Annotated in this window: 8 protein-coding genes and 8 pseudogenes; all 16 read right to left on the bottom strand. The window is 46.6% G+C overall.

Going from position 1 to position 21,686, the window contains the following annotated elements; genetic code table 11:
- Positions 1-43: 43 nt before the first annotated feature.
- Positions 44-389 (bottom strand): annotated as a pseudogene (gene tssD, locus DZ54_RS21490) (type VI secretion system tube protein TssD).
- 186 nt (positions 390-575) lie between these two features.
- Positions 576-1,796 (bottom strand): type VI secretion system ImpA family N-terminal domain-containing protein, encoded by a 1,221-nt coding sequence (locus DZ54_RS21485; protein WP_128080526.1) that lies wholly within the window; start codon positions 1,794-1,796, stop codon positions 576-578.
- Between the two features lie 114 nt (positions 1,797-1,910).
- Positions 1,911-5,456: pseudogene (gene tssM, locus DZ54_RS21480) on the bottom strand (type VI secretion system membrane subunit TssM).
- A gap of 16 nt (positions 5,457-5,472) precedes the next feature.
- Positions 5,473-6,883: pseudogene (gene tssA / locus DZ54_RS21475) on the bottom strand (type VI secretion system protein TssA).
- A gap of 2 nt (positions 6,884-6,885) precedes the next feature.
- Positions 6,886-7,560 (bottom strand): type VI secretion system-associated protein VasI, encoded by a 675-nt coding sequence (vasI, locus tag DZ54_RS0112380; RefSeq protein ID WP_037330719.1) that lies wholly within the window; start codon positions 7,558-7,560, stop codon positions 6,886-6,888.
- Positions 7,557-9,136: pseudogene (locus DZ54_RS21470) on the bottom strand (sigma-54 interaction domain-containing protein). The gene vasI and the pseudogene DZ54_RS21470 overlap by 4 nt, the downstream one beginning before the upstream one ends.
- Before the next feature lie 2 nt (positions 9,137-9,138).
- A pseudogene (tssH, locus tag DZ54_RS21465) lies at positions 9,139-11,787 on the bottom strand (type VI secretion system ATPase TssH).
- A 38-nt stretch (positions 11,788-11,825) separates the two neighbouring features.
- Positions 11,826-12,592 (bottom strand): annotated as a pseudogene (gene icmH / locus DZ54_RS21460) (type IVB secretion system protein IcmH/DotU).
- 2 nt (positions 12,593-12,594) lie between these two features.
- Positions 12,595-13,929, bottom strand: a complete 1,335-nt coding sequence (tssK, locus tag DZ54_RS0112360) for a type VI secretion system baseplate subunit TssK (RefSeq protein ID WP_025674402.1) — start codon at positions 13,927-13,929, stop codon at positions 12,595-12,597.
- 5 nt (positions 13,930-13,934) lie between these two features.
- A complete protein-coding gene (gene tssJ, locus DZ54_RS0112355) occupies positions 13,935-14,411 on the bottom strand; it encodes a type VI secretion system lipoprotein TssJ (RefSeq protein ID WP_025674401.1) in 477 nt (158 codons plus the stop codon).
- Between the two features lie 2 nt (positions 14,412-14,413).
- Positions 14,414-15,887: pseudogene (tagH, locus tag DZ54_RS21455) on the bottom strand (type VI secretion system-associated FHA domain protein TagH).
- Positions 15,888-15,889: 2 nt separating this feature from the next.
- Positions 15,890-16,891 carry a type VI secretion system baseplate subunit TssG gene (tssG, locus tag DZ54_RS0112345; RefSeq protein ID WP_025674400.1) on the bottom strand — a complete coding sequence of 334 codons (1,002 nt, stop codon included), beginning with the start codon at positions 16,889-16,891 and terminating at the stop codon, positions 15,890-15,892.
- Positions 16,855-18,624: a type VI secretion system baseplate subunit TssF gene (gene tssF / locus DZ54_RS0112340; RefSeq protein WP_025674399.1), complete on the bottom strand. Its 1,770-nt coding sequence runs from the start codon at positions 18,622-18,624 to the stop codon at positions 16,855-16,857. Before tssF ends, tssG begins: the two co-directional genes overlap by 37 nt.
- Positions 18,625-18,629: 5 nt before the next feature.
- Positions 18,630-19,066, bottom strand: a pseudogene (gene tssE, locus DZ54_RS21450) (type VI secretion system baseplate subunit TssE).
- A 2-nt stretch (positions 19,067-19,068) separates the two neighbouring features.
- Positions 19,069-20,541, bottom strand: a complete 1,473-nt coding sequence (gene tssC, locus DZ54_RS0112330; RefSeq protein ID WP_025674398.1) for a type VI secretion system contractile sheath large subunit — start codon at positions 20,539-20,541, stop codon at positions 19,069-19,071.
- Positions 20,542-20,584: 43 nt separating this feature from the next.
- Positions 20,585-21,094 carry a type VI secretion system contractile sheath small subunit gene (gene tssB, locus DZ54_RS0112325; RefSeq protein ID WP_025674397.1) on the bottom strand — a complete coding sequence of 170 codons (510 nt, stop codon included), beginning with the start codon at positions 21,092-21,094 and terminating at the stop codon, positions 20,585-20,587.
- Positions 21,095-21,686: the final 592 nt, after the last annotated feature.

The following is a 21,686-nucleotide window of genomic DNA, read 5'->3' as shown; positions in this document are numbered from 1 at the left end:
TAGCTGACATCATCGATGTBTGTCTTCATGTCGCCATGAAGGATTAGGCCTCGATAGGCTTGCGCCAGTCGTCTGAGCCTGACGTGCCTGCGTTGACGTGGTCCCACGTCACTTTGCGGTAAGACATCGACACCGTCAGGTTCTGGGTGAAGTCTGACTTCGCCGGGTCTTGGCAATGGGGCATTTCACAATGAATGTCCACAATCGAGGCGCTTTCCAGCTTGGTGATAAAGAAGTTTTCTTGTTTACCTTCAATCGAGGTGCGGTACCACTTCAGCTCAACGGTGGACATCTTCTCGCCTGACGCCAGTGCGTTATAAAGCAACGGCACCGGCCGTAATCAAACCCTGGGTTTCGCCTTCAATCGAGATATAACATGGCGTTGGCATAATCGCTCCTTTGTATGTAATAGAAGACACATCGCCACCGTGGCGGTGTGCCTGTTCGCCACCTTACAATGCGAAATGCATGCCAGTTTTTTTATCGATATAATTCAATGATTTGCCAACACGCTGACCAATTTTTTGCACGTGCCAAGCAACTTCTTGCCAAGCCAAGCAAAAAGTTGCTCAGCGTCATTTGCGCGTTTCTATATCTTTGCTCTGGTTTTCATCAATCACATCTTGTAGTTGAGAGACTTTCCAACTCAGGTGATTGAGGCGTTCCGTGAGCACTGACAGCTCATTATTAGCTTTGTCTATCTCGCCCTGCTCGACTAAGGTCGTCACATAATCCGCGCGACCATAGATAGGAGAAAGCCCGATAGCAAAACTCTCCAACGAGCGTGTTTGCGCCTGTAGTGCCGACCAACGATTTTGATCTACCAGCAGCGCGATGTTCGCCATCTTGGTTCGAACCGCTCGAAATTTATCTATATATTTCGCAGTGCTCTCCAATGCCTCAGCACGCTCAGCTTGATACGCTTTCACTACCGCAGACGTTTTCTCATTGTCTCCGTACAAGGTGGTTAACGCATTGAGGTGCTGTTTGGCAGACACTTTCCCCGTTTCGACCGATTGCGTTATCTCCTGCTCGACCGCATTGGCGTATAAAGGAATCAACTGCGGCTCCCAACGAGAAAGCGTATCTGGTGAATGTTGCTTGGAAAACAGATTCAGCGCTTCCGCACTGTCAAGGGAGGGCTGTGACGTGTTCACTTTGTAGGGTGTTTGAAAATAGGGAATGTGTGGGTAGCCCAGCCAGGCGAGCACCACCAAGCCAGCTCCCGCAACACCTGCCAGTAAACTGCGAAGTCGGCTTTTCTCTATACTGATCGTTGGATTCACGCTTTCATCGCGTTGTTGCTGTTTTAGTGCACTATGAAATCGCGTTTCTATTCGGTCGATATGTTCAAACAAAACATACGCAAGTCCTTCATAGTCAACCACATGCTTTGGTTGCTGTTGCGCCAAAACATGGTAAAGCGCATCGCACAACCGTTCACCACGATACAACTCGCGCAGTGCTTGTTGATCTGGTTTAATCTGGTTCAACTCGCCTTGCACCCGCGCATTCACCCACTCTAGCGCCTCTTTGCGCGCGCGGGCACGTTTTTCAGAGACTGCTTCTTCGTTATTTAAACAAGCAAGGATCAATTCCAACCCATTTGCAAAGCCCGCTAACCCCTCGGTTTTTAACGCCGCAACGGTATAGTACCCGCTGAGCAGTAAATCAATGCCCAGCTCATTCGCGAGCGCTTGACAGTTATCTTTTACAAATTGACCAATCGGTTCCTCCAGATAATGGCGAGTGTCGTTTATTGATTTGATCTCTAATTGCTTGATAACGCTCATCATCACGCAATGGTTGTACATCTTGGATAACACGAAAAGGCTGGTTATCAATTGAGACTATAAAAGACATTTAGCATTCCTGATAAAGCAGGGGCGAGACACTCGCCCCATGATCAGTTAGTAGAGATTGCGTGACAGCTTGAACGACTTGAACAAACGCTGCGTAAATGGGTTCGTTGCCGCCTGAGCATTAACACGGTAGATCATTCCACCACCATCGACATTAAACTGATAATCGACAGACGTCGTGCTTGCGGAGACCACCGCACCTCGATCCAACAGGCGGAATAAGGCCCATGGCCGCGGATCACAACGCTACGTGGTGACAAGTTAGTTTTGGTCGGTACCAACGTTAATTTAGACGTCGCCGAATCACGAAGTGTATTTGGCCAAATGAGCTCAATACTGTCTCTTGGTCCATGGCTATAGGTCACGTACTGGCCATCAACGTTCAAGACACTCCGCCGTTTATTGCTACTTAAACGCAAAGGCTCAACAGAAAAGCTCACATCTAAGACACCTTTACGGTTAAAGAATGCTTCTCGAATTTTTTGCGCTTTTTGGATCTGCGCCAACAAGTCTGGGCGAATTAGCGAGCCATTTGTCCCTTTATTCCCGACTGATATGTTTTCATCTATAAACATTTTCAGCTGGCTATTATAGAAGTTATCCAGGGTTCCTTCCGGCGCAAAGAAGCTTTCAAAGTCACTCAGTGATGCATCTTTACTGGCATTTGGATTAAACGGATATCGGTTCGCTAACTTTTGTTGATAAGGGCGATAGACCTCTTGATACCAACGAGTTTCAAGGTGTTTGATTGCCGCTTGTTTGACGACATGCCAGCTTTCATCGGCGAGTTTATCAACCATGCCATCCAGCGGATCAGGTAAACCGGTAGCAATCCGTTTGAGGGTATAAATGGGGTCGGTATTCACCAACTTAACACGTGCTTTGGTCGCATCCAGTGCCGCTGTACCTATGTCAGGCGCATCTTGGATAGATTTAAGGTAGCTTTTTAGCTCCTGTACCGACGCCAATACTTCATTCAAGTAGGCCGGTTTATCATTCACTGCTTTAACAAGACTGTTCAAATCTGAAAATGGTGCCTGTATTTGTGACGCCACCTCATATTTTGGATTTTCTGAGATCGCTTCTTGAGCGTCTTCATCCAAACCGAGGCCTGATGCAAGCTGGGTATTGGTTTCGAGCGTGCGTAATAAACGCTGCAAGGGTCCAACGTGCCCAGTAAAATTATCCAGAACCGTTACAGCATCGTTAATATCACTGAAAAACTTCACATCAATTTCGTTCAGCGCTGTGCGCCACGTATTAGTATAGTCAGCAACATATAAATCACGTATTTGGTTTCTAAGTGCCCTTTTATCCGCGTCACTAAACTGCGCCGTTTCTGCTTCACCTAATACCCAACTATCAATCAGCGCCAAGTCAGAAACCGACTGGAGCTTCGGAACAAAATATTCTTCAAAGCCCGTTTTAGTCAGCATTTGAGGAATATATAAGTTGTCGCTGTCGACTTCTCGCTCATCAAAAACAACATCAAAAACAGGACCTACCGCGTTACGCAGATTCATTCCCGTCGCCCAACACTGTCTCTGCGTCTAACTTCAAATTCCGGTATACACGTTGGTCGGTTGGCATAGTCCGTAAATATGCCTGCGTACGAGCGATAGTAAAATCATAAGGGCGCATTACTCGATCTGAAATTCTATCGCCTCTTTTACGCTCTCCAGTTAAGTCAGTATGGCGCATAGCGTAATCGAGATGATCGAGTAAACGTTCTTGAATGACCTTTTTCCCGGCAAATTCTTGTTGCCATTGTTGACTAAAATAGTCCATTACATAGTCATGATAGCGGCCGCTTTTATCCACCATCATCCGATAAACACGCAATGCAACTAGCTGTTCCTGATCCGTCTCCGCTTGATTAATATCCACCACGGTATCTGCCATTAAGAGTGGCAAGAAACGACTTTTTAACAGGCTAAGATATGCCTGCTCAACTTTCGGTCCAATCACGTGTCCCTGATACAAGCCAAAGTCAGAAATATATTGAGTCTTTTCACGGAAAAAACCAAATTCCAGCGTCGCCTGGCGGATCTGGTTGAGCGGTTTGAGCACCTCGCGTTGCGACGCACCGGCAGCATTGATTGAAAATTGGGTTTTATATTGATCAACTTTTGTTAATACCGCATCTGCATGTGCAACGTTAGCCAGGTAATAGCGATGCCAAGTTCCTACCAATAAGACCGTGGCAATCGAGCATACCAGTACAGACATACCCATGAGGCGCCGTTTATGTTTTGCCACACGGAAGTTATCCGATGCGAGCCCCGCTTCTGGATAGATAATATTGCTAAATAGCTTTTGGGTGAAAAAAATCGTTGAGTTCTTGCCCTTTTGAGCATGGTTAACCGCATGAGACAAACCATAACGACGAGAGGCTGCGTCATCGAAGGCGTTTGTTGGTACGCCTTGCTGATAAACAGAGGTAAAGTACGCGCCTCTGACTAGCGCTGAGGTAGAGAACTGGTCACTCGCCAGTGTTTCATTAAAAAAGGTAGCAAGAATGTCCTTCAGGCCAGCGATCTGACGCGAGAAACTGTAAATGGCTTTACGATCTTCAAAATCGATTGGAGCGGCCAATGCATGCGGTACTATCGCATTAATACGATCGATGAATGCGGAATAGTCTTCATCAAACTCTTTCAGCCATGAGTCAATATCATCCACTGAGTTTAAAGAAAAAGTAAAACCAAGCACCTCATCGCGTTGCTGCTTAGAATAATGTTTAAAAAACGGTTCAAAGCCATACAACAAGTCAAGTTTCGTAAGTGCAATATAAACAGGAAGTCTTGTCGATAACGTTTCCATCAACTCTCGCAACCTGGCACGCAATAGATTCGCATATGCTTTGCGCTCTGATGCTGTGGCCGTGGCAAGGTGTGACGCATCAAGAGTTAATACAATCCCATTCAATGGACGACGACTACGAGCCTGCTCTAGCCACTGGACAAAATGCGACCATAAACGACGCTCAAGCTCACCATCATTGTTTTCGTCCTTGTGTCCTTGTGTCAGCAACTCACCATCTGGATCGATAACAACCGATTCGTCACCGATCCACCAGTCAAATGAGTATGGATTCTCACTCTTTTTGCCCGACGCGCGCATGACAGAAGAGAACACAAAGTTCTGCCCCGAACGATTAATTAAGCTAGTTTTACCCGCGTTTTCGAGCCCGAGAACAAGATACCAAGGGAGTGCATAGAGATGGTTTCGCTTGTTCAAGTTTTGCTTCATATTGGCAACAACTTGATCCAGCTCTTTCTCTTGGCGCTCTTCATAAATCTGAATCGGGTCTTCTCGCAATTTTTCTGTGTGCGCTTGCTCTGCCTGGAAACTTTGCAGCTTACGCCATTGCCACACCCCCCAAATTGCTAAGGCGCCAAGCGTTATAAAGCCACTACAAATCGCCCGTGCCATTACAGATGCTAATGGTTTTTTCTCACCTATCGTCAACCAAGGGCCTGACCACCAAATGGCGACATTAACGAGAATAAAAATCGCTGCTAATAAAATAGGAAAGGCTGCGACCATGCCAGGCTTTAGCTTTTTCGCTATTTTAAAAATGTATTTCCACATGAATTTTCGCCCTTAATCACTCTGACGTTGTATTGCGTTCAAGTTGTTCCACCAAGCTGGGTTCCCAGTCGATGACGCTCATGGTTTTAATTTCTTGATTTAGCGTTTGATACTGCTTTTGAGCCATACTATTAAGTTGATTAGCTCGCATTAGATCAGCCGATATCATTCGCCAATAGAAATGATCGCGTGGTTCTCGCGCCGCCTGTAGCCCATCATTTAGCATGGAGAGTGCCACCGCAATACCTCCCTCTTTGGCCAACGACAGGGCCTCTTTTCTTTTTTCTTGCCAATCACCATTTACGGCCTTTCCACTTGCTTGCCCCGTACTGCCATGAGCTAGCCAATCTTTAACCGCATCAGACACAAATGGCTCTCCACCCTTGAACGTCAGCGCTGCCAACCCAGGAAGCCGCTCTAAAAACTGGCTCACTTCCGATTGAATCGCGTCACACCAACCTTGGTGACCCAATTTTTGAGCAATGGAGTAACTCATTAAGTGCCCTTCAAACCAGTAAGGTGCCATCGTGAGGCTTTGCTCAACTTGCCGCCACAATGCCAAGTCGGATGGCGCATTTTATCTTGGTAGTCCTTCACTCGATCTTGTTGCATTCCTCGCAATTGCGTCTCACCACCGGGCTTATGATCGGGTAAGGCAGTAATGCTATACCACACCGCGTAGCGACGAAGTCGGATCGCAAGAGCCATCCCGTCATCTTGTTCCGCCAAAAAATCGGCAACTTTCAATAACGTTTGCTTGGTTGCTTTGTCGCTGGAGTGATCAACATCTAAGCCTGAGGGTGTTGTGGTTGTCGTCGCAGTTCGCGCCGAGGTTTGTGGGGCTTCTTTCGCGGTTTGGTTCGCGCGCTGACGTTCTTCCGCCTTTCGCAGTTCGGCTCGCACATTGACGACGACACTACTGACAACGTCATTGGTCAGGCCTTTCTCTTCAACGGCCTTTTCCCATTCTGCGATCGCCTGCGTCAGTAACTCACGATCTTGCGCATCAAACTGACCAAAGTCCGTTTTATCTATCGCCATCGAAAATCGCTGTGCCATTTGGCTAAAGAACTTTCGACGAGGCAGATTCCCACGCTTACCCGGTGCTGGGAAGCTATCTTCCAATACTGAGACATAAAGGATGCCATCAACTCAAACGAGAGGATAAAGCGAGCCGGAGACGCTTGGTGATGTAGACACTGCAGCAGGTAAGTCAGCAATTTAATGTCTTTGCTCTTTTCTGCCAACAACTTAACAACGCTGTGCTCCACCTCGTCCCACTGAACATCAGCATGGGAGAGAGAGCCCACTTTCATCATCTGATCTTCAACGAAATCAAATAAAGGGTCATCAACTAAACGCTCACCAACTGCACTTTCTCCGGGGATCGGCTGTGAAATACTGCGTTTATATTCTTTCAGTTCCATATTTACCAACCACAACGAGAACGAAGAGCGCCCAGCGCATTACTTAATGGCTGGGTATCAAATGTCAGCCCATCAACGTACTGAGAATTAGAGCGAATGGTTAAGCGTTCATCCTGCGCCAATGCCTTCATTAGACGGATTGCAGGTAGGCCACGAGAAGACGAGAGCACGACTCCTGAGTCATCATTCCGCCAGTACTGGGTTTGGGTATTTGGAAACGTTAGCTTGACCCGACCATCATCAATCGACTCTGGTAGCATCAACTCCACTCGGCTTAAGTTATCGATACAGCTCAGCATCAATAAAGGCTGTTCGCTGCCTCGAAAAGTGGTGTTAATGTTACTCGCCTGCAACGTAATCCATGCGCTACTTCCTCGTCCCTCACCCTCTTGATTTAATGACCATGTTTTGGGTGCACTGTTTTGTGCCGCTTGTGTTGCTCTGCGCCACTGTAAGGGCATTTCTAAGTGGTTATCTGCAGGCGCAGCCGACGACACTTGGGTATTAAATACGCGGTCAAAGCAGGCCAGACGCTCGAGCCTAGACGCCACGGCGCGACACTGTGTAGCTTGTTTCACTTGTTGTTTCGCAGATACGGGTTCGCCATTTACCGCGGATGATATCAATATCGACATCATCATTACCCCGGCTAATGAATAGGAACTTTGCTTTCTCATGGGGCTTTTATCTCTAATTTTCGGCACTTATAGGTCAAGGTCCGTCGAGGGATCCCTAAACTGTCTGCCGCTTTACTTTTATCTCCATCAAATTGAGACAGGCGGTCAGTAATGATCCGCTGCTCAAAGTCAAGCAACGCTTGTTTTAGATCGGCGATAGAGGCGGCATCAATATTTAGCACGCTATCAGCCGTCGAGGCGCTATTGGCATAGCCTATAGGCATCGACTGAACCTTGGAGGAGCCTGATACAGGTTGCCCGTTACTGATACACCCACTAAAGGTCGCGATACTAATGGACTCACGATCAGGCGTTTGGCACATGCGTATTCAATAAGGTGCTTTAATTCTCGTACATTACCCGGAAAGCTATAACTCAAGAGCATATCGAGCGCTTCAGGCTGCAGATCTCTTACTCGGGTGCCATGTTGGTGATTAAACTTATCAAGAAAGTGATAGCTCAGCTGGCGCACATCTTCTTTACGCTGCGCAAGCGCTGGCACATGAATTGGATATTGGAGCAAACGATAGTAGAGATCCTGGCGAAAAGTACCTGATCTTACCTTGTCAAGCAGGTGCACATGTGTCGCAGACACGAGTCGAAAGTCAGATTGACGCTCTCGACGTCCTCCGACAGGGCGAAACGATCCTAATTCGAGCACCCGCAGCAATTTAGCTTGCAAGCTCATCGGCATATCACCGATTTCATCAAGAAATAATGTCCCGCCATTTGCTTGGGCAATCAGGCCCTCTTTATCTGTATTCGCACCTGAAAATGCCCCCTTTTCGTAGCCAAATAGCTCACTTTCTAGCAAGTGTTCAGGGATCGCGGCACAGTTGATCGGGATAAATGGCTGATGTCGACGCGGTGATAAATCATGCACGGCGCGTGCGACAAGTTCTTTCCCACTCCCGGTCTCACCTTGAACCAGTACAGATAATTGTGAGGAAGCCGCATTAGCAATTTGCTCGCGCAGTCTTCCCATCAACGTGCTGTCTCCAATCAAGGTTGAGGACAGACTCGCGGCCCTTTCTTGCTGGCGCGTTTGCTTTTCGATATCCGTCAGAGAGGCTTTTAAGGCACGGCGATTGCTTTCTTCTCCTTCCATCTCATTGATCAGCGACCATTGTTGCTCAAACACATCTAATACCTGTAAAAATGACGCTTCATTCCAAAGGCTCGATAACGTTTGGCTATCACCGATAAGACACAGCAAGAGTTTTACCTGTTTGTCATGGCGGATTAACGGCCGAATAGAGACGGCTTCAAATAACCCTAGATCACCAATCGCCTTTGAGAAGGCTCGATTCGACTGCCAATAAACAATGTCCTCTGCCACCAAATGCTTTGGCGTCGCGTTTTGCAGCACATGGGCAAATGGTGTGTCAAAATCGGTGACCGACCAAGACTCTCCGCTGGAATGGCAGACAAGCTGCCTGCCATCACAACTCGGGACTAGCAGCATTCCTTTGCGCAGCTTGAGCTCGCCGACCAAAATCTGGATAAAGCGAGACTGCAAATCAGTTGTTCGCCTTTCCCGAGCTAAGTCAGTGACATAAGCTAGCCAGTTATGCATTCTTACTCTACCTCACCCTTAAACTCGCCATTGTCTGCCAGTAGACGAACGTGCGTGATCGCCGCTTTGTCGGCCAGCTTTTTTAATAGTTCGAGTGAGACGGGTGGCAATAATTGTCCTTCAATAATCGCCTCGAGCATACGGGCGCCATTCTCGCTCCGTGTTGCACGCTTCAAAATCTCGTCAATTAGGGTGTTGTCAATATCAACGGTGGCGCCATAGCGCTGAGCGAAAGTCGCTTCCAAGTGCGCTAATTTGCCTCGTACGATCTCCGCCAACACGTCACGTTCTAACGGGACGTAAGGCACGACTTCCATCCGCGCCAATAAGGCAGGCTTAAAGAACGCGGCAAGTTCAGGGTATAAAGCATCATCAATATTGGCTTTATCATGTGCATAGTCGACAATCGTTTGATATCCCAAGTTTGACGTCAGGAAGAAGACCGTGTTCTGACAGTCAATCATGCGCCCTTCACCGTCCGCTAGCTCCCCTTTATCGAAAGCTTGATAGAAGATATTGAGTACCTCTGGATGGGCTTTTTCGACCTCATCGAGAAGCACCACAGAATAGGGCATCTTGCGGATCGCTTCGGTCAGTACACCACCTTCGCCATATCCAACATAACCTGGAGGAGAACCAATAAGACGCGAGACCGTATGTTTTTCTTGGTACTCTGACATATTGATCGTGGTTAAGAACTGCTTACCACCATAAAGTTGCTGGGCGAGTTGCACCACGGTTTCTGTTTTACCGACACCGCTTGGCCCCACCAAATAAAAATGCCCCTTTAGGTCGGCCAGAACGCCGTAAATCCGCACGCGCGGTTAGCAAGTGTCGATGTATGCGTTCGATAGCAATGTCTTGCCCTTTAATTGCATTTCCCAATAACGTTGTCAGGTTTGTGATTTTGTAGAGCTCGTCGCTGTTCATTTGATCGATAGGCACGCCTGTCCAATCAGAAATCACTTCTGCCACCTGTTCAGCATCAACGTGTGGATGCATCAACCGCTGATCATGAGGAATCGCGTTAAGCGCGTCATATTTCTCTGCTAATGTCTTGGCCTGCTCTGCGCGAGCATCTTCTGTGGTGACCACCGGTTGCGCGTCATTGAGCACATCTGCTTGTTCATCGTCAGACGGTGAATACAGTAGCGCGGCTCGCAGTTCGATAATTTCTTCGACTAGCGCGCGTTGTTCATTCCAACGCGCCTGTAACGATTGTTTTTCAGCCTCATCTGCTTGCTCTTGTATCTCTAGCTCATCCAAACGCGCTTGATTAACGGTTTGGCCAATATATTGTGCGCGTTTCAGCATCTCTATTTCTTGCTGGCGTTGATGACAGAGCGTCTCCAGTAGCGTAAGGCGTTTAGGGGGAGTCGTTAAGTTAATGGCGATCCGTGCACAGGCGGTATCGAGTACATCGATTGCTTTATCAGGCAATTGACGCCCGGATAAATAGCGAGCAGACAGTTCCGCTGCCGCTTTTAAGGCATCATCAGCAATGAGTACACCATGTGCTTTTTCGTAAACACTTCCTAGTCCCCGCATAATATCAACAGCTTGGTTCACGGAAGGCTCTTCAAGCTTAACCAGCTGGAAACGACGAGTCAGAGCAGGATCTTTTTCGAAATACTTTTTGTATTCTTTCCAGGTGGTTGCAGCAATCGTGCTCAACTCACCACGCGCCAGTGCTGGTTTGAGCAAGTTGGCCGCATCACTGCCCCCTTCCTGGTTCCCTGAGCCAATGAGTGTATGAGCCTCATCAATAAAGAGAATAATAGGGTTCGGTGCACTCTTGATTCCATCAATGACACCTTTCAAACGCTTCTCAAACTCACCTTTGACGGAAGCACCCGCTTGGAGCAAGCCAAGATCAAGGCAGAAAAGCTCAACGTCTTGTAGACGCTCCGGCACATTACCAGCCGCAATACGCAAAGCCAGCCCTTCGACCATGGCGCTTTTACCGACACCTGCATCACCAACCACAATTGGGTTGTTCTTACGGCGACGGCAAAGAATATCGACCATTAAGTTGAGCTCTTCTTCACGACAAAGGACCGGATCCAATTCGCCATTCTTGGCTTGCGTTGTAATGTTAGAACAATACTTGTAAAGCGGAGACTCGCTGCCTTCCATCGATGCGCTTTGGATCCTTTGTGATTATCACTGACCACGGCGGTTTCGGCAGAGTCAGCAACAATGGCGTCAAAATGCGTTTTCAAGCTCTCGCGATTGATACTTGCTAACAGCTTGGATGCAGCGCGAGATAGGTAGCGATCGGCACGGTTCAACACGGCAAAAAAGACGCTCCCAGAGCGTAGTGCTGACTGATTTAGCTCTGTGGTTGACAGCAACCATGCCTCTTGTAGCACTTCGACCAATAATGGCGAAAATGCCGGGTAAGTATCAAGCGTCGTATCACGCTCGTAATTACCCGCCAACGCTTGTTTTAACTGGTCAGTATCAATATTGGCTTGCTTGGCAATAAGACGAACGTCAGACAATGGATTGTCTAGCAAGACCTCGAGGAAATGCTCTACTAAGACTTCAGGATGATGACGCTCAATACACAATGAGGCCGCTTGCTCTAGCGCTAGCTTGCTTGACTCATTCAATTTAGCGATGAGCGTGGACAATTCAATTCGAATCACAGGGACACCTAGTTCTAATCAATATAATGTTGTTCGGCTCACAGCAACTGATTCAGTTGACTGAGTACATTTTCAGACTTTTCATGTAGAAAGTATGAATAGCCAGCGAAGATACCCGCCCACAAGACGAGAAATCCGACAAAAACAGACCAAAGCGGTACTTGTCGGCTAAGTGCATACCGAGTATTAACGACATGATCACTCCCCTCACTCAGTTGTTTGGGTTGCTTTTCATCATCTAATAGTTGGTCATGTAGCCTTTTAATAACTTTTTCTCGCTGTGCATGACCTCCATCAATGACTCGATATTTGCCTTCAAAACCCAAGCACAAACAATGATAAATAAACACCAGTAGCGGCCGGTATCTCTCGGCTCATTTTCCAAACGACTCAGAATGGTAAATACTTTCTCGCCTCCCCATGTTTCATTATGGAAACGAGACAACATTGAATGTTCAGCCCAGCAAGTGTTGGCCCCCCATGGGGTTCCCATCACCGCTTCGTCAAGGAAGGTGCATAATATATAGCGATATGCCATCAGCATTGCGTGTTCATAACCTTGCTCTGATAACTCTATCTCAATCGCTTTTATTTCCTCGATCGTTTGGTGGTAGATTTGCTCAATATTTTCGCAACTTGATAATGAACGAACTCGCAATGCCAGTCCGAATAGCGGAGTTGCCGCATCCACCAGCGCGTTAGTGTTGTGTCCACGTAGCTGAAACCAGTAATCCTGGTCACTGTCTATTTTTTCAACGTTATCATATAGGAGGTCTTTAAAGACACTTTCGTCAGTTGCTGCCATAATCAATCTCTTATTGCCCAAAATTGAATATCAAGATCATCAAATGCGGCGGCGACATGGAACGCAAAGCCACTAGAGTTCGCGAGCATCGACCACGCCGCACTCTCTTTATCCAATTGGTAGTAGGTATAGCCAGCATGATAAGGCAACTGGCGAGGCGCCACGGGTAGCGAAATCAGCGGAATGCCAGGCAACTGAAGTGAAATAAGCTCGCGAATTTTCTCAACGGAAGAGACTTTGGTTTGCTGAGTGAACAATCGCCGTAACTCATCCAATGGCATACGTGCTTTAACGGCAACGATAAACTCTGCCGACTCCATCAATTGCGGGTCTTGAACCGGCGCGACCATCAGGCCGTAATTGCGCTTATCTAACTGAATTGAGACCGCACGAGGCTCCAGAACCACACTGAGGCTCTGACGCAAATAACGAATAACAGGCCAGAATGCATCACCCGGCATATCGTGGTTGTAAGCTGGCATTGACGGTGCCAAACGGCTTTCATCCGTAAACGTTGCTAGCTCGCCACAAATTGACGACAAGCATTCATACAAGCGCTCGGGATGCAGACTACCTAAAGAAGCAAGGTGCTTCATCTGCGGATACAAACGGTTCAACGAATGTAAAAGCATAAAATCAGAGACATCCGCCACACCGCCTTGAGAAGGGGAACTAATACGTTGGGCGATGTTTTTTGCGCGCTCTTGCATCAAACCAGCCATTTCAGTGATAAAACGGTGCAAAGTCGCATTGCCTGCAACATTGAAATGACACGGAATAAAGTTAGGATCGAGAACAACACTGCCATCAGGCCGCTTTTCTAAAATTCGGGCAATCGGAATCGAGGCGTAGGCACTGCGATCCTCTTTTTCTAGCATCAACTGCAATTGAACCGGTGATACATCAAGCGTGGTTGTATCACCTTGCACACTCTGAACATCTCGCACGTCGATACGGCGGCTTTCATAACGTCCTGACCCTTTTTCGTCAGGCCAGTTCACTTCCATAATTGATTCACTGCGCAACGGTATCGCGAGGTAAATCAAATGATTAGAAAGCGATCCGTCTTCGATTTCCAACGCTTCAGGCATCACGTCTTCTTGTGGAATACGAAACGCCGTTCCATCTGGCATGACACCGACCGCTCGCTCTATCGCAATACGACCAAATGCTAGATATTCCGGATTGAGTGACAGCTCAGCAATGCCGTATAAATATTTACTGACGGAAGTCAACCGCTCTTCCAATAAATATTCACTATAACGCTGGTGCTGCTGGAAGTGCTGCGGCTTAATAAAGAGCCCTTCGCTCCATATCACGCGATTACGTGCAAACATTACCTTTATTCTACCTTTTCTAATTTCACGTCATAATCTTGAAATAGCATCAACAAATGATACTCGCGGCCTTTGTTCAGCACTTTGACAGCTTTTTTCCACTCCCCGAGATTAGGCTCGGCAAAATGTGCCATCACGCCGATATAATTCGTGTCTTCATCGATCTCAAACGCATTGACAAATTTGAATTGCCCCGGTGTCAGCACGTAATCGTAGTTATTAATAAAGTTACTATTCAATGCGCCTTCATAATCAGTGCGCAGCTGATCAAAGCCCGCAGACATGAACATCGAATCATCTTCGAGTTCAAAAACTTGTACCTCGATAGGTGCTGGATCACCTACTATATTCGGGTTCACGCCACTGTCACTGACTAAACTAAACGTCGCGGTGGTAGATTGATCTTCCGGCTTGTATTCATCTGAAGAACTACAGGCTGTCAATAGCAACATGGCACAAAGCACACCTAATTGTTTAAACATGATTAGCCCTCCTGTTGTTTTTCGCGAATACGCTTGTCATAGACCTGCTCAAATATCTCCCAAAAGAGTTTCGCGAAGCCTTGTTGACGGTTAGATGTGAGCTCTTTGTAATAATTACAATACATTTCCCAAGCCCAAGCTGACTCACCGTCTTCATGTGCGTCCGTATTGCGCCGACAATGTTGAAAACGGCGTAATAGCACCTCCGGTGAAAAAGCATTTAATATTTGGTCTAATGCTTCTGAAATCGCATCCTGGGTTGCTTCATTGTGATCTCTTACATTTTTTAAGCTTCTCAGCAATGGCCGCAGGGGCAGACAAATGAACTAAGCTTTTATCCGCGTCATACATAGTACGAACCGTTTCTTCATAAGAAAGACCAAGACGTAACGGGTTGTCTTCAATAGGTTGAAGGTTACGGTTCATCGTACCAAAGCGCCCCGCTGAAGCTTGTTCATGCAGTGATAGCAAGCCTTTTAAACACGCTTGTAACGATTGACCCATTTCTTGTGACAAGAAATGCATCCGTTGAACATCTTGTTCATTCGTGACGCGAACACCAAGCCCCTCTAGCATGGGACCGGTTAATAGGTGTTGCCCGTGTCCGCCATTGTCATTTGACGGTGCGGGGGATGTTTCATTTTGCAAACTCTTAGCCACTTCTTGCTCGAGAAGTCCTAGCGCTTTTTCGTCCATTGGCTTCATCTCATTTTCTATCGGCTTGGAAGGAGTACGTGATGCCGTATTAGTTGGCGGCGCATCCAATGCTTGTTGATATGACTTGTTACTTTTGGTCTGGTTTTTTTTCTGCCCGAAACCAAAAATACGCTTCAAGCGTACAGAGGCAGACATGACATCTTCACTGTCGGCCTGAGGCGTAAATGAAGGTCGTTTTTCAACTAAGTTTTTCTTTGAAATTAGATGACCCGCTTCACTGATCTGCTCCATGGGTTCATCATCTAATAACCAGTTTGACCCTTGGATCTCTGTCGATGCTTCTAGCTCGGCCAACGGATCAATCGGCGCTGACGCATCCTCGGGCTCAAGCTCGGTATCAACGGGTTCATGCGTATTTGACAACAAATCCGTGTGGTTAGAATCAAAAAGCGTATCGATGTGTCCAGTATCAACCTCTTCGTTTTCTCCGGTTAACACGCGTATCTTGTATGGGCCAATTTGCATTTCATCTTTGTGTGCTAACCGTGCTAGCTGCCCCTTACCAAGGGGCATATCGTTACCATTAACAAAGGTCTGTCCACACTCATCACGCACACAGAATGCACCATCTACAACCACGATCTCACAGTGCAAATCATGCACGCGTCCCAAACGATCTTTTAATCGCCAATGCGCGGCAGGTGATGCGCCAATCGTGCCACCGGATTCCACTAAGCGAATCTGTGCCGATAAACCAGATTCCAAGGTTTGCGCATTCGCGACCACGAGTGTTATGCCATGTTGATGTTGCGAGACCATCTTTATTGCCTTACCTGAATTAATACACGCTTATCTTGCAAATCTTCGCCAAGGAAGGATGTCCATCCCAGCGCGACCTGTTGCCCTAGCTGAAGAGCAGGAGTTTCTTCATCTGTCATCGACAACTCCAGATCAAATGCCATCTGCTCACGCAGAATGAATTCAACTAACTTACACAAAGGCTGATATTCTTTGCCGACAGGTAGAAAATCGTTAAAACGCTCCCGCGTCAGATCTCTGATACAAATGACGAACTTTCCATTACAGTCAAAAACCGACTCTCCAATCACTGTATCTTCACCAAGTCGACCGTTCATACAGCCAAGAGACATCTGTTGCTCTTTCGCAATCTTGACCTTACGCGTGACCCATTGGCGGATCTCTACATATTCAAGATCGAAACAGTGCGCGATGATCCCAGCAACCACTGTCGGTGAGCGACTTCTACCCGCCAACGTTCCGGCATAAGCCAACATTTTGCACCAGTTTATCGGGGTTTCCCCTCTTAACTGGGTGTCGCCAAGCCCAACAAGCGCGAATAACTGCGCTGAAAACTGATCTTCCGCACCTGGCTGAAACCTGACGTAATAGCGGTATTTGCGCCATATGCGATAAACCAATGCAATCAGTCGGTTATTAAAAAAGTCCAAAAAGGGTCTTTTAATACCTCCTGGCTCTTCATGTAGCAGTTGCTCTGTAATGAATGCCGGCAGCGGCGATTGTGAGCCTGCAAGCCCTAAAAAGTTAGTGAGCATCACTGTGTGATCATTCACTTGATCAAGCGATGATATATCTGACGCAGCAAACCCAAGACTTGGGTTTGCACTAAACACTAGCTGGCACTCACGTTCCCACTCTTCGTCCTCTGGGTTCAGCCCTTTGTGCTTTTGCAAAAGCTCAACTAATTGGAAGAAGCTATACACGCGCGCATCTTTTACGAGATCAGCGCCACTCACTGTTTGTTTTTCTAGATGAGTGGTTGCTTCCCGACTCTCGTCTGCCATGTATAGGTCTCGTTATTGGTTGTGTTGATAACGGTGAGCTCATGAAAAGAATTAATGCTCGCATACAACGAGAAAAAGTGACTGAGCACCGTTCCAAATAAATATAAATCGCCTTCAGAGCCGAATCCGTCTTGGTTCAGGTAAATCGTTGACTGTAAGCCACGAACAGGCATCCCTCTCAATAACTTATCCATTGGCTTTGATTGAATATCTTCAATTGCATTTAGGCGCTGCTTGCCAACACGCTCTGCTTGACGATCGACCAAAGCACGAAAGTCATACGCCGTTAATACACAGCTCAATGCATCTTTGGATAACAATGACAAATAATTGAGCGATAAATTAGAAATCAACATCCATAACAAACTCCCGTCTAGCACTGGGCGGAGTGCTTGTGTTGGAATGGTGATATTCTTGAACTCTGCAAATGGCGGTGAGCTATCAGTTGGATAGCAAATATCGCCAACACCTAGCTCTAAAGGAAGCTGTCGATTGGTACAGGTCAGCTTAATTGAAACAGCTTCGTCGACGTCCACGGATAGCGATTCGTCCCCTCGGATGAAAGAGATAAAAGAATCAAAGCCATCCCCACGGATACTGTCTTTGACGCGCGCTCGGTAATAGAGTGTTTCGCGATTACGCACTCGCTCAACTTCATGCTGAAAGCTTTCAAAGGGCGTATAGACACGCTTTTGACCGCGAATAGGCTGTCCATCAATCACCTTATCTTGTCGCCCCGTGACATTGTCGATACTAAACACTTCATAGTGAGCCGGTTTGTTACTCGATGGTATCACCTTGTATTCAGTATTTTTTCCTGTTAAGTCAATAGGATCTGCATCATGATTGAATAAGTTAATAATGGGTGTGCAGTAAAGTTGAAAACTCTCAGCCCTGACTCTGACATCCGATGGCAAGGTTTTAGATAAGTGCAACTGCACAGTAAACTTCCCATACACATTACTCGGTATGGCTTTATCGAGTCCGCCTATGTCGATAAAGTGAAACGCTTCAGGAAATGACAAATATTCCTGTAGCACACGATAACCATCATAAACATTTTGCGGATACGGCAATAAACCGTCGCCGGGGTTAAATCCGACAGACGAGAACGCATCACGTGGTAACGAAAATTCTGTTCCATCAACGTGTACCGTTAACTTCTCTAGATGGTGACTCAACCACAGGTAGATCATTTGTGCGCTGTATTTGTCACCACCAATATAAAAACGCAGCTTATTAATGTTGGCATCTCGTACCGACATATCACCACTGAGCATCATCTGTAGCTGTATTGTTGTCGCCTCACGCGTGTGTTCTGCATGAACGTTGGCGCAATAAAGCGGGTAGAGGTCAACTTCACGACACGTTTGAAAGCGACACTGCGTCTTCATAACAGCGTTACTATCCAGTTCTGTGCCTTTTATCACCGTCTGCTTTTCACTGAGGTTATCTTCTGGTTTAAATTGCGCGATACACATACTGGGAACAGGCCGCAAATAATTGGGCCAAAGCATATTGATGATTGAGTGAGTTAACTCAGGAAAATCATCATCCACTTTTTCGCGCAACTTGCCCGTTAAGAACGCAAAGCCCTCCAGTAACCGCTCTACATCGGGGTCAGTATGCCGACCGTGTAAGAAGCGAGCCAGCTGGGGGTGCAATTCAGTAAAGGCTTTACCTTGCTCTTTCAAGAACGCGAGTTCTTCTCGAAAATACTTGTCTTTCGTCATGCGATTTACAACACTCGGTATTGGCGGTTCTGGTCTAAAAACAAGCTAAGTTGAACTTTCTCGTGCAGTGCTTCGCTATTGACTGTGGCAACAATATTAAACCGCAACATTAACGGTGAATGCGGATCAAAATCTGATGTCACCAGGATATTCGTTAGCCTCGGTTCATACCTTTCTAAACAGTCTTTGATCGCTAGCTTCACTCTTAGCGATAAGTCTAAGCTTTCGAGTGTGGCGTCATTGAAATCAATCAGACCGAGTTCAGGAGAGCTTTGCGCACCACCAATGCGGGTGTTCAGTACATTGGCAATATTGCGTTTAATCGATCTCACCACATCTGGACTGCTCGGCCCTGAGTGACAGATACAGGCTTAGCGCCGGCTTCAAGGCGCTCCAAGAAGCCGACACCAAATGCACTGTCTTCTAGCGCAACGTATGCCATGATTACTGATCAAGCCTACCAACGAGAGACAGTTCAAAGTTCGCGCCCATATATTTGAAATGAGGACGAACGGATAAAGACACCTGATACCAGCCAGGGTTGCCTTCAACATCAGTCACTTCAATCTTGGCTGCGCGAAGTGGTCGACGGCTACGTACATCTGCTGGTGGATTTTCTTGGTCAGCGACATATTGCTTGAGCCAAGTATTCAACTCACGCTCCAAATCTTGACGCTCTTTCCAAGAACCAATCTGCTCTCGTTGCAGCACTTTGATGTAATGCGCTAAGCGATTAATGATCATCATATAAGGCAGCTGTGTACCGAGCTTATAGTTGGTTTCCGCTTCTTTACCTTCTTTGGTATTTGGGAATACCTTCGGTTTTTGAATTGAGTTTGCAGAGAAGAAAGCAGCGTTGTCGCTACCTTTCCGCATGGTTAAGCCAATAAATCCTTCTTCGGCAAGCTCAAATTCTTTGCGGTCAGTAATCAACACTTCCGTCGGAATTTTAGTTTGTAGCGCGCCCATCGATTCATAAACATGAACCGGCAGATCTTCTACTGCACCACCGCTTTGTGGCCCAATAATATTCGGACACCAACGATATTTAGCAAAGCTATCCGTCAGACGTGTTGCAAATGCAAATGCGGTATTACCCCAAAGGTAATGTTCATGAGCTTGGCTAACGCTCTCGTGATACACGAAAGATTTGATCGGATTTTCTGTTGGGTCATATGGCACACGCAACAAGAAACGTGGTGCTGCTAGGCCAAGATAACGAGCATCTTCAGATTCACGAAGTGAACGCCACTTGGTATATTTCGGGCTTTCAAAGATCGACTTGACATCTTTAATGTTTGGCAGCTCTTCGAACGACTCAATACCAAAGAACTCAGGCCCAACACTTGAGATGAATGGCGCATGGGCCATCGCACCTAGCGCTCCCATATATTGAAGCAACTTCATATCTGGCGTTGATGGGGTGAAGGCGTAGTTACCAATAATGGCACCCGTTGGCTCACCACCGAACTGGCCGTAACCTGATGAATAGACGTGCTTATAGAGACCTGACTGAGTTGTTTCAGGTGCGAACTCAAAGTCATCTAGCAATTCATCTTTGGTCACATGCAAGATGTCAACTTTGTTGTTCTCACGAAAGTCCGTTCTCTCGACAAATAATTTTAATCCACGCCATGCCGATTCCATTTCCTGGAAAGACGTGTCGTGCAATATTTCGTCCATTTGAGCACTGATTTTCTTGTCAAGCTCAACAAGCATTTGATCGACAAGAGCCTTGTTAACAGGCTCTTGAGTTTGGTCGTTGCCAACGAGGTTTTCGATAAAGGCGGCAACACCTTTCTTTGCGACATCATAGCCTTCTTCGCTAGGCTCAATACGCGTTTTCGCCATGATCTCGTCAAGTAAGCCACCTTCCTTGACTTCGGGAGACTCTACTACTGATTCACTGGTAGACATGTTTCTATTTCCTAAGGCTTAAGTTACTACTGGTTTGAATCAATTACTCTTTCGGAGCGTCATCATCGCTACTGACTATGCTTAGCTCAGCAAGCAACTTCTCACGAGACTCTTCAGAGTTAAGCAGCTCTTGCAAGCGATCACGGAATGCTGGAATATTGCCAAGAGGACCTTTTAACGCAACTAAGGCTTCACGAAGCTCAATCAATTTTTTGAGCTCAGGAACTTGGGCAGCAACAGAATCAGGCGCAAAATCACTCATTGATTTAAAAGACAGCTCTACAGGCAGTTCCGCGTCTTCATCATCAGTAAGCTGATTTTTTACAGTGGTGGAAAGATGTAAATGACTTTCGCGCATTACATCTTCAAAATTGTTTTTGTCTACTGACACTGTCGCACGCTCTTCAACCGACGTCTCTTCAGTGTGACCTTTAAAATCACCAACAACCAAGGTTTTAAGTGGCAGCTCTACTTCCGCTTGCTGGTCACCCGTTGCAGGTACGTACTTGATATTTATGCGCTCTTTTGGCGCAACGCTTCCTTCTTTGGACACTTTGAACCCTCGATACCTTCACCAAAATGGCAGCACAGCCAGGAATGATCCCACCACGCTGAACTGCGTTAACATCTTACAAACATCAATGACCTGTTGTGCTGCAATCACTGATCGTGCGCCAGCATACATAACGAAAAATTAGACATTAATTAAAAATACACAATTTTGGAGCAATGCCTCATTTTTAATTTTTATGATCAAAACCCCACACAAGACTGACACTATGACAATTTCATGACATTCGAAGATGTAATGTCTCTGTTAGTGAGTAATAACTCTAAAAATGGGATAAATAAACTAATTTCAATTAAGAAAAAGGAATGAAAGAAGAACTGATTAAATAATTAAAATATAAAGTGATTATTAATGATGATGTATGCTTCAATATGCCGTGCGGCTAGCATATTGGCTGACCTGCGAGGTAGTGTTCAGAATTCTGTGTCATTTCGTTAGAATGGTCGAAAGAGGAATGATACATGACCGACAAGAAAATAGAACTCGATATGGAAGCTGCCCTAGAAGCGCTTCGTAGTGGCAAAGGTGKTATCTGGCAAAAGATGGCGTMTTAACACCTTTGATCAAACAGCTA

The organism is Salinivibrio socompensis S35 (genome assembly GCF_000513715.1).
Taxonomy (GTDB): Bacteria; Pseudomonadota; Gammaproteobacteria; order Enterobacterales; family Vibrionaceae; genus Salinivibrio; species Salinivibrio socompensis.
Note: the sequence above shows the minus strand (reverse complement) of the source record. Positions and strands in the feature narration are given on the sequence as shown.